Source organism: Caldimonas sp. (genome assembly GCF_046289365.1).
Taxonomy (GTDB): domain Bacteria; phylum Pseudomonadota; class Gammaproteobacteria; order Burkholderiales; family Burkholderiaceae_C; genus Caldimonas.
In genome coordinates this window covers 1-9131 of record NZ_JBKBVU010000126.1, presented here as the reverse complement: position 1 = coordinate 9131, position 9131 = coordinate 1, and the positions used below count along the sequence as shown (strand labels likewise).

Sequence of the window (9131 nt, the reverse complement as noted above, 5' to 3'; positions counted from 1 at the left end):
GTGGCCCACCCCGAGGTGGAGCTGGAGGTGGTGCTGTCCATTCCTTACCTCGACACCGGCACGATGGAGGCCGATGTGCAGGTGCGCCATGGCGACGCGGCCGCCGCCGGCGGCACCGTGTTGATGGACGATGTGGTCACGCCGATGGCCGCCCCGGCGCTGCTGCAACGTCTGCCGCCGCTGCGCACGCCGGCCGACCTGCTGGGCGCGCCGCTGCTGCGCACGCCGCTGGAGCCTTGGGCGCCGTGGTTTGCCGCGGCCGCTCTGGCTGCGCCCGAGCCGGCGCAGGGCCCCAAGCTCGTGGACTTGGGCCTGCTGCTGGAGGCGGCCGTGAGCGGCCAAGGCATCGCCCTGGGCCGGCCGAGCCTGGCGCGCCACTGGCTGGCCTCGGGGGCGCTGGTGCCGCTGCTCCCGCTCACGGCGCGGCCGGCCCACCATTACTACCTGATGCCGCACGCCCGCAGCGGGGCCCCCGCCGAGTTTGCGCAGTGGCTGCGCTCGGTGTGCGCGCAGGTCGCGCAGGAGGCGGCGGCGCTGCTGGCGCTGGCCGAACATCCTTCGGGCAAGCCCTGAAGGAATTTCCGCGACAGGAACGGCCGGCGGGCCTTAGCATCGGTCGCCCGGAAGAAGGAGACCGCATGCCCACCATCACCCACATCGAAGACCTGCGCGTGCTGGCCGAAAAGCGCGTGCCGCGCATGTTCTACGACTACGCCGATTCCGGCTCGTGGACGGAAAGTACCTACCGCGCCAACGAGACCGACTTTCAGCGCATCAAGCTGCGCCAGCGCGTGGCAGTGAACATGGAAGGCCGCAGCATCCGCACACAGATGATCGGCCAGGACGTGGCGATGCCGGTGGCCCTGGCGCCCACGGGGCTGACCGGCATGCAGCACGCCGACGGCGAAATCCTGGCCGCGCGTGCGGCCAAGGCCTTTGGCGTGCCGTTCACGCTGTCCACCATGAGCATCTGCTCGATCGAGGACGTGGCGCAGGCCACCGGGCGCCACCCGTTTTGGTTCCAGCTCTACGTGATGCGCGACCGCGACTTCATCGAGCGGCTGATCGACCGCGCCAAGGCCGCGAACTGCTCGGCCCTGATGCTCACGCTCGATCTGCAGATCCTGGGCCAGCGCCACAAGGACATCAAGAACGGCCTGTCGGCTCCACCCAAGCCCACGCTGCGCAATCTCCTGAATCTGGCCACCAAGCCGCGCTGGTGCTTGGGGATGCTGGGCACCAAGCGCCGCACCTTCGGCAACATCGTGGGCCATGCCAAGGGGGTGGGCGATCTGTCGTCGCTGTCGTCATGGACGACCGAGCAGTTCGACCCCAAGCTCAACTGGGGCGACGTGGAGTGGATCAAGAAGCGCTGGGGCGGCAAGCTCATCCTCAAGGGCATCCTCGACGAGGAGGACGCCCGCCTGGCCGCCGACAGTGGGGCCGATGCGCTGATCGTGTCGAACCACGGCGGGCGCCAGCTCGACGGGGCGCCGTCGTCCATCGAGGCGCTGCCGCCGATCGTGCAGGCCGTGGGGGATCGCATCGAGGTGTGGCTCGACGGCGGTATCCGCAGCGGACAGGACGTGCTCAAGGCCATTGCGCTGGGCGCGCGGGGTACGCTGATCGGGCGGGCCTTCCTCTACGGCCTGGGCGCGATGGGTGAGGCCGGGGTCACCCGCTGCTTGGAGATCATCGCAAAGGAGCTGGACCTGACCATGGCGTTTTGCGGACGCACCGACATCCGCACCGTGGACCGCAGCATCCTGTGGCCCGGCACGTATCCCGTCGCACGCTGAGGTGTGGTCGCTCACGCGCCCCGGTCAACCCCTGCATCACGGGTTGAAAGTGCACGAAGGCCGAAGCGCTCAGCGGGTCTCGACGTCGTGCACCGCCGCACGCACGAGCGCGTGCACCAGGGCCGTGTCCACCGGCTGGCGGTGGCGGCACTTCAGATGCCGCAAGCTCTTGCCCGTGCCCTCGAGCTGTGGGAACTGCGCGGCCAGCGCCGCCCCGTTGAAGAACTGGAGGTTGACGTGGCCCTTGTGCGCCACGATGGCCAGCAGGTTGTGCCGCTCAGCCATGAAGACCAGATTGCCCCACTTCACCGATTGGGACAGCTCGGGAGCGGCCTCGAGCACGGCGCGCTGCAAGGCCTGGGCCGTCTCACGCTGCTCGGGGCTGAGGGTGTCGAAATAGACCGCCACGAGGGCGTTGGGGCGTACCGTGCCTCTCATCGCACCGCACCTCGCGCGCTGGGCCTGAGCATCCTGGGTTTCCCTCTGGGCATCGTTCCCCCTGCACGGCTCTTCTTGTGGACCCATGGTAGCGCTGCGCCGGACCAGGCGCCAGGGTGCGCCAGCCCCCTCAGTGCGGGGTGGCGGGAGAATCGAAGGCGTAGCGTGCGAACAAGGCGTCGGCCCGTGCGCGCAGCTCGGGGTGGCCCGAGCGCAGCCCGCGGGCCAGGCACTGCGCGGCATAGCGCCGATCGAAGAGCATGCGCGCGGTCGACACCTCGTGCCCTGCCTCGGCCATCAAGGCCTTGAAGCGGGCCAGGTCCAGCAGATCGTGGGCCGCGACGCCCGCCTGGGCCTGGGGTGTGAGCGGGCGCACAAGGGCCTCGCGCAGCTCGTCGGGCGAGCCTTCGAAGCCCTTGAGCACCTCGAAAGCCGTGGTGCGGAACTCGGTGGGCAGTTCCTCGTAGTGTTCGACGACTTCGGGCAGGGGCAGGTACATGGCATGGTGCTCCCTTAGCCGGCACCCAAGTGCCGATGGATGGGACATGCCCGCACTGTAGGGCCGACCGCACAGACCCAAAGCGCCGAAAAGGCGGCCAAACTCCCCGCTTCACGTCTTGGGCAGCGTCACGCCCGTCTGGCCCTGGTACTTGCCACCGCGGTCCTTGTAGCTGGTCTCGCAGACCTCGTCGCTTTCGAAGAAGAGCACCTGCGCGCAGCCCTCGCCGGCATAGATCTTGGCCGGCAGCGGCGTGGTGTTGCTGAACTCGAGCGTCACATAACCCTCCCACTCGGGCTCGAAGGGCGTGACATTGACGATGATGCCGCAACGCGCATAAGTGCTTTTGCCCAGGCAGATCGTCAGCACGTTGCGCGGGATGCGAAAGTACTCGACGGTGCGCGCCAGCGCAAAGCTGTTGGGCGGGATGATGCACACATCGCCATGGAAGTCGACGAAGCTCTTCTCGTCGAAGTTCTTCGGATCCACCACGGTGCTGTGCACATTGGTGAAGATCTTGAACTCGGGCGCACAGCGGATGTCGTAGCCGTAGCTGCTGGTGCCGTAGCTGACGATGCGCCGCCCGTCGGTGGCCTGGCGCACCTGGGCCGGCTCGAACGGCTCGATCATCCCGTGCTCTTCGGCCATGCGGCGGATCCACTTGTCACTCTTGATGCTCATATCGACTCCCGATGAGGTGCGGGGATTTTAGGGAGGTGGGCTGAGGCGTCTGGGCGCGATGCCATCAGATGCTCATACATGGCCTGCGCCGCCACGGACAGCCCGCGGTCGCGGCGGCGCACGAGGAAGATCTGGCGCTTCAGGCCACGCGCAGGCAAGGGGCGTGTCACGAGTTCAGGGTGTTCGAAGTGGAACAGCGTGAGCGCGGGCACGAGGCTGATGCCGAGGCCCGCGCGCACCATGCCGGCCACGGTGCTGAGCTGGTCGAGCTCCATCACCGTCTGCAACTGCTGCGGGTAGACGGCTGCCTCCACGTACTGGCGCACGCTGCTGTTGCGGGCGAGCTGGATCATGGGGTGGGCGGCCAGGTCGGACAGGCGCAGCGCCGGCTTGGTGGCCAGGGGGTGGTCGCGCCGGCACACCAGATGGAAGCCATCGCTGCAGAAGGGCTCGGTGCGCAGCTCGGGGGTGTCCACGCGGGTGGCCGCCAGCGCAAGATCAGCGCGGCCCACGCGCAAGCGCTCGATGCAGTCCTCCGACAGCACATCGGCCACGTCGAGTTCAATGCCGGGGTAGTCGGCACGAAAGCGTGCCAGCACGCCGGGCAGCCAGCCCGCCGCCAGCGCAGGCAGCACGGCCAGCGACACGCGCCCGCGGCGCCTGGCGGCCAGCTCACGCATGTCGGCCAGGGCCTCCTGGGCCTCGCGCAGCAGCCGCCGCGCCGCGGATTCGAACACCACCCCTTCGGCGGTGAGTTCCACGCTGCGCGTGGTGCGGTCGAACAACCTCGTGCCCACCTCGTCCTCCAGCGAGCGGATCAGCGCACTGAAGGCAGGTTGCGACAGATGCACCTGCGCGGCGGCCCGGGTGAAGCTGCGCTCTTCGGCCAAGGCGACGAAGGCGCGCAGCTGGCGGGTGGACAAATTCATTTGCATAACGATTTAATCTATCCCAATTTTCTAATTCACAGATCAAAAGCCACGGCCTAGAGTGGGCGCCATGGCTTCCTCTCACCCGCCCCTGCTGCGCGTTGGCTCCGCTGCCGGCTTCTCCGGCGACCGTGTCGATGCCGCCGGCCCGGTCGTGCAGGCCCTGGCGGCCAGCGGTGGCCCGGGCGTGCTGATCTTCGAGACCCTGGCCGAACGCACCCTGGCCCTGGCCCAGCTGGCGCGCCGCCAGGACCCGGACGCCGGCTACGAGCCCCTGCTGGACCTGATGCTGCGCCCGGTGCTCGGCACCTGCCTGGAAGCGGGCATCCGCATCGTGAGCAACTTCGGGGCGGCCCACCCGTTGGGAGCGGCCCGCCGCATCCAGGCCCTGGCACGGACACTGGGGCTGCGCGTACCGCGCATCGCGGTGATCGAAGGTGACGATCTCAGCGACCCCGCCCATCTTCCCTTGCTGATGCGCTCGCTGGGCGAGGCCGCACCACAAGCACCGTTGGTGAGTGCCAATGCCTACCTGGGCGCCGAGGCCATCGCCGATGCCCTGCGCGCCGGGGCCGAGATCGTCGTGGCCGGCCGCGTGGCCGACCCCTCCCTCACCGTGGGCCCGGTGCTGGCCCACTTTGGTTGGGCCCTGGACGACTGGGACCGCATCGCCCGCGCCACCATGGCCGGCCACCTGCTGGAATGTGGAGCGCAGGTGACCGGCGGCTACTTCGCCGACCCCGGCTACAAAGACGTGCCCGACCTGGCCCAGGTGGGCTACCCCATCGCCGAAATCGACGCCAATGGGGACTGCGTCATCACCAAGCCCGCGGGCACGGGCGGCTGCGTGGACGAACGCACGGTGAAGGAGCAGCTGCTCTACGAGGTGCACGACCCGGCGGCCTATCTCACACCCGACGTGGTGGCCGACCTGACCCATGCGCGTGTGGACAGCCTCGGGCCCGACCGCGTACGGCTCACCGGGGTGCGCGGCCATGCGCGGCCCACACACCTGAAGGTGAACGCATGCTTCGAGAACGGCTGGCTGGCCGAAGGCGAGATCTCGTACGCCGGCCCGCGCGCGGAGGCACGCGCCCGGCTGGCGGCTGACGTGCTGCGCCAGCGCCTGGCCGGCCTGGGCCCGTTGCGTTTCGACCTCATCGGCGTGGCCAGCCTCTTTGCCGACGACGCCGGGCGCTGGCTCGAAGCGCAGCCCCCCGGCGAGGCCCGCGACGTGCGGCTGCGCGTGGCACTCAACCATGCCGACCGCGATGCGGCCGAAGCCCTCACCCGCGAAGTGACGGCGCTGTACACCTGTGGCCCGGCGGGTGGCGGGGGCGTGCGCACCTCGCTGCGCCCGCGCCTGGGCACGGCCTCCTGCCTGGTGCCGCGCGAGGCCGTGCCGGCGCGCTTCGTGATGGTCGATGAAGGAGGTGCCGCATGAAAGACACCGCTCAGGTGCCGCTCTACCGGCTGGCCCACGGCCGCACCGGCGACAAGGGCGACCGCTCCAACATCAGCGTGATCGCGTGGAGTCCCGCGCTGTGGCCGGTGCTCGTCGAGCAGCTCACCGAAGCCGCCGTGGCCGAACGTTTCGCTCACCGCCGCCCCAGCAGCGTGAAACGCTACCTGCTGCCCGAGCTGCAGGCCATGAACTTCGTACTCGACCACGTGCTCGACGGCGGCGTCAACCACGCGCTCAACCTCGACACCCACGGCAAGGCCCTGGCCTTCTGGCTGCTGGACCTGCCGGTGAACGTGCCGGTCGAGTTGCTGCCCCACCTTGCAGGGCCCGCCCCCTCGGCGCCCTGATGCTTCACCCCAACCACACAGGAGACAAGACCATGACCCGACTTTCCCGCCGCCGATGCATCGCCACCGCCGCCCTGCTGGCGCTGGGCCTGGCCGGCACCGCCGCGCTGGCCTTCCCGGACCGGCCCGTGACCTTCATCGTGCCCTTCGCCGCCGGCAGCGCCACCGACCAGCTGGCGCGTGCGCTAGGCCAGTCGCTCACGGCCGACACGAAGCAGACCGTGGTGGTCGAAAACCGCGCCGGCGCCAGCGGCATGCTGGCCGCACAGGCCGCCGCGCGCGCGCCGGCCGACAGCTACACCGTGCTCATCACCACCAACACCACGCACGCGGCCAACCAGCACCTCTACAAGAAGCTCAGCTACGACCCGGTGAAGGATTTCGCGCCCGTCACCGCCCTGGGCAAGGGCGGCCAGGTGATGGTGGTCAACCCCTCGTCGCCCTTCAAGACCGTCTCCGACGTGATCGAGCATGCCCGCAAGAACCCCGGCAAGCTCAGCTTCGGCAGCGGCAGCTCGTCCAGCCGCATCGCCGGTGAGCTGTTCCAGCAGATGGCCAAGGTGCAAATCCTGCACGTGCCCTACAAGAGCAACCCCAACGCCATCACCGACCTGCTGGGCGGGCAGATCGACCTGATGTTCGCCGACATGTCCACCGGCGTGCCGCAGATCCAGTCCGACAAGCTGCGCGCGCTGGGCGTGACCTCTGCCAAGCGCTCGCCGCTGCTACCCCAGGTGCCCACCATCGCCGAAGCCGGCGTGCCCGGCTATGAAATGGGCTACTGGTTCGCCGCCTACGTGCCGGCCGGCACCCCCGCCCCTGTGATCCAGAAGCTCAACGAGCTGCTCACCCGCGCCACCGCCAGCGCCGGTGCCAAGGCCTTCTTCGAGGCCAGCGGCTCCGAGGCCTTCACCACCACGCCCGATGGCCTGGCCCAGTTCCAGGCCGCCGAGACGCGCAAGTGGGGCCAGATCATCAAGGCCGCCGGGATCGAGCCCGAGTGAGGCCTTGACCGCTTCGGCCCGCAGCGCGGGCTGACGCAACCCTTCATCGGCCCGTACAGAGGCGGAACCACCGCCCCTGAGGCAGCGCTTTGCCTGGCGCAAGACAGGCCGCTGCCCCTCACACCCAGGAGACAGACATGACACGACAGTTGGCATGGGCCCTGCCCTTTGCAGCCATCCTGGCCGCCGCCTGCGGTGGCGGCAGCAGCAACAACCCCCCGCCGCCCCCTGCGGCAACACCAGAGCTGCGGCTGAGCATCACCAGCACCGAGGACTATCCCGGCAGCTTCGGCAGCGTGGGCGAGTACGAACGCGTGCGAGGCACGATCCACGGCGAAGTGGACCCACGCGACCCACGCAACGCCATCATTCAGGACCTTGCGTTGGCCCCCGTGAATGCGCGCGGCATGGTCGAGTACGCCGCCGACTTCATGATGCTCAAGCCCAAGGACATGAGCCGCGCCGGGGGCGTGTTGCGCTATGACGCGCCCAACCGCGGCAACATCCTGACCGAGCCCAACCTCACCACCGCCCCCAGCGACGCCGTGTACTTCGAGCGCGGCTACGTGATGCTGTATTCGGCCTGGCAGGGCGACGTGCCCAAGAGCACCCCCAACCGGCTCACTGTGCAGGTGCCGGTGGCCCGCAACGCCGACGGCAGCTCGATCACTGGCCCCTACCGCAGCGAACTCGTGCCCAACACCGCCACGCCGGTCATGTCGCTGCCCGGGGGTGTGTTCAATGGCACGATGATCCCCTACGCGCCGGCCAGCCTCGACAACACCCTGCCCGGCTACTCGCTAACCAAGCGCGTCAAGGAAACCGATCCGCGTATTCCCATCCCGGCCGCAGACTGGAAGTTCGCCAACTGCAACACCACTGACAACCCCTTTCCGGGCACACCCGACGAGACCCGCGTCTGCCTGAAGGACGGTTTCGATCCGAACTACCTGTATGAACTGGTGTATGTGGCCCGCGATCCCAAGGTGATGGGCGTCGGCCTGGCCGCACTGCGCGACACGCTCGAATTCTTCCGCAGTGCGGCAGCTGATGCCGATGGCAAGCCCAACCCGCTGGCCGGTGCCATCACGCACACGCTGTGCCAGGGCACCTCGCAGTCGGGCAATGCGATGAAGACCTTCCTGCACCTGGGCTTCAACGAAGGGCGCAATGGCCAGCGCGTTTGCGACGGCCTTTTCGCACATGTAGCAGCCCGCCAAACCAACATCAACACCCGCTTCGCCGTACCGGGCGGCGGCGGCGGCGTGCGCACCGACCACACGGCCTTCGGCCAAACGGCCCCCCGGGCGCTCGCTGCCGACTACTTCGACGATGTGTCGGGCCGCAGCGGGGGTGTGATGCGCCGCTGCAGCGCCAGCAACACCTGCCCGAAGTTCTTCCTGGGTCTGTCGGGCACGGAATTCTGGCAGCTGCAGGGCTCGCCGGTGCTCACCGATGCCTTCGGTTTCCGCGACCTCGTGCAACCCGAGAACGCCCGCATCTACTACTACGCCAGCACCCAGCACGGCGGCACCGGAGGCGTGGGCAGCATCAGCTGGTCGCCGTCCACCACGGTCTACCCGCGCGGCACGGTGGTGGAATTCAACGACACCTTCCGCGCCCTGTTCATCGCCCTGGAAGACTGGGTAGTACGCGACGTGGCCCCGCCCGACCACCAGGTGCCGCGCATCGACAACGGCACACTCGTGCGGCCTCATCAACTCGTCTTCCCGACGATGCGCGGCGTGAGCTGGCCGGTCGGTGGCACCCCCACTCCGATTCCCGAGTTCAAGTACCTGGCCCGCCACAACGGCTTCAAGCTCCTCGATTTCGGGCCGCAATACATCCCGCAGGACGAGTCGGGCATCGCCACGCTGCTGCCGCCCCACTACACCGGCCGCGACTACGCCATCCTCGTGCCCCAGGTGGATCCCCATACGGGGCTAACCCTGGCCGGCATCCGCAGCGT

General features: G+C 68.8%; 10 protein-coding genes. 6 read left to right on the top strand and 4 right to left on the bottom strand.

Features of this window, described 5'->3' with window-relative positions:
• On the top strand, positions 1–573 hold a 573-nt coding region (locus ACK42S_RS12385), incomplete at its 5' end, for a LysR substrate-binding domain-containing protein (protein WP_409707795.1).
• 65 nt (positions 574–638) lie between these two features.
• Entirely contained in the window at positions 639–1799 is a 1161-nt protein-coding gene (locus ACK42S_RS12380; protein WP_409707792.1) for an L-lactate dehydrogenase, read from the top strand.
• 69 nt (positions 1800–1868) lie between these two features.
• Here the strand turns inward: ACK42S_RS12380 and ACK42S_RS12375 are convergent, their stop codons facing one another.
• From ACK42S_RS12375 to ACK42S_RS12360, 4 genes are all read right to left on the bottom strand, one after another.
• Entirely contained in the window at positions 1869–2237 is a 369-nt protein-coding gene (locus tag ACK42S_RS12375) for a DUF1801 domain-containing protein (RefSeq protein ID WP_409707789.1), read from the bottom strand.
• A gap of 130 nt (positions 2238–2367) precedes the next feature.
• Entirely contained in the window at positions 2368–2736 is a 369-nt protein-coding gene (locus ACK42S_RS12370; protein WP_409707786.1) for a hypothetical protein, read from the bottom strand.
• Between the two features lie 111 nt (positions 2737–2847).
• The gene (gene dcd / locus ACK42S_RS12365) at positions 2848–3417 is read right to left on the bottom strand and encodes a dCTP deaminase (RefSeq protein WP_409707783.1); all 570 of its coding nucleotides are present in this window, start codon (positions 3415–3417) and stop codon (positions 2848–2850) included.
• A complete protein-coding gene (locus ACK42S_RS12360) occupies positions 3414–4346 on the bottom strand; it encodes a LysR family transcriptional regulator (protein ID WP_409707780.1) in 933 nt (310 codons plus the stop codon). Before ACK42S_RS12360 ends, dcd begins: the two co-directional genes overlap by 4 nt.
• Positions 4347–4416: 70 nt before the next feature.
• Here ACK42S_RS12360 and ACK42S_RS12355 point away from each other — a divergent pair, with 70 nt between their 5' ends.
• The 4 genes from ACK42S_RS12355 to ACK42S_RS12340 form a co-directional block, all read left to right on the top strand.
• Positions 4417–5790, top strand: a complete 1374-nt coding sequence (locus tag ACK42S_RS12355; protein ID WP_409707777.1) for an acyclic terpene utilization AtuA family protein — start codon at positions 4417–4419, stop codon at positions 5788–5790.
• A complete protein-coding gene (locus ACK42S_RS12350) occupies positions 5787–6158 on the top strand; it encodes a hypothetical protein (protein WP_409707774.1) in 372 nt (123 codons plus the stop codon). Before ACK42S_RS12355 ends, ACK42S_RS12350 begins: the two co-directional genes overlap by 4 nt.
• Before the next feature lie 32 nt (positions 6159–6190).
• Positions 6191–7162 (top strand): Bug family tripartite tricarboxylate transporter substrate binding protein, encoded by a 972-nt coding sequence (locus tag ACK42S_RS12345; protein WP_409707771.1) that lies wholly within the window; start codon positions 6191–6193, stop codon positions 7160–7162.
• A gap of 137 nt (positions 7163–7299) precedes the next feature.
• Positions 7300–9131: alpha/beta hydrolase domain-containing protein (locus tag ACK42S_RS12340; protein ID WP_409707769.1), on the top strand; the 1832-nt coding region annotated here is incomplete at its 3' end.

What these genes read in the sequence shown, in the direction of transcription:
- ACK42S_RS12350 (WP_409707774.1), top strand. Translation starts at nt 5,787, where the DNA reads ATGAAAGACACCGCTCAGGTGCCGCTCTACCGGCTGGCCCACGGCCGC.
- ACK42S_RS12345 (WP_409707771.1), top strand. Translation starts at nt 6,191, where the DNA reads ATGACCCGACTTTCCCGCCGCCGATGCATCGCCACCGCCGCCCTGCTG.
- dcd (WP_409707783.1), bottom strand. Translation starts at nt 3,417, where the DNA reads ATGAGCATCAAGAGTGACAAGTGGATCCGCCGCATGGCCGAAGAGCAC.
- ACK42S_RS12360 (WP_409707780.1), bottom strand. Translation starts at nt 4,346, where the DNA reads ATGAATTTGTCCACCCGCCAGCTGCGCGCCTTCGTCGCCTTGGCCGAA.
- ACK42S_RS12375 (WP_409707789.1), bottom strand. Translation starts at nt 2,237, where the DNA reads ATGAGAGGCACGGTACGCCCCAACGCCCTCGTGGCGGTCTATTTCGAC.
- ACK42S_RS12380 (WP_409707792.1), top strand. Translation starts at nt 639, where the DNA reads ATGCCCACCATCACCCACATCGAAGACCTGCGCGTGCTGGCCGAAAAG.
- ACK42S_RS12370 (WP_409707786.1), bottom strand. Translation starts at nt 2,736, where the DNA reads ATGTACCTGCCCCTGCCCGAAGTCGTCGAACACTACGAGGAACTGCCC.
- ACK42S_RS12355 (WP_409707777.1), top strand. Translation starts at nt 4,417, where the DNA reads ATGGCTTCCTCTCACCCGCCCCTGCTGCGCGTTGGCTCCGCTGCCGGC.